The following is a 243-nucleotide window of genomic DNA, read 5'->3' as shown; positions in this document are numbered from 1 at the left end:
CACACATCTGAAAACGGGTTCGCATCATAATGATCCTCTAACTCCTTTAATATTCCTGCTTTCAACAAAAATTCATCTTGCCCAAGCTTCATTACGAATTGCAGGTTGAGGTGCTCGCCTTTTTGAATCAAATGATCCATATGAATATGGGCAGTAATATCCATTTCACCAGGATGAAGCAAAACGTTATCAACTAGCTTGTGCTGATAAAATCCCCGTAAGCTTCCTCTTGCTCTTCCCGGG

1 protein-coding gene is annotated in these 243 nt (G+C 41.2%); it reads right to left on the bottom strand.

The features are described 5' to 3' along the window. On the bottom strand, nucleotides 1-243 hold a 243-nt coding region (locus RYX56_RS24650; protein ID WP_317124427.1), incomplete at both ends, for an SAM-dependent methyltransferase.

The organism is Alkalihalophilus lindianensis, assembly GCF_032843265.1.
Taxonomy (GTDB): domain Bacteria; phylum Bacillota; class Bacilli; order Bacillales; family Bacillaceae_D; genus Alkalihalophilus; species Alkalihalophilus lindianensis.
The sequence above is the reverse complement of the archived record's forward strand: the minus strand, read 5'-3'. Positions and strand labels throughout refer to the sequence as shown.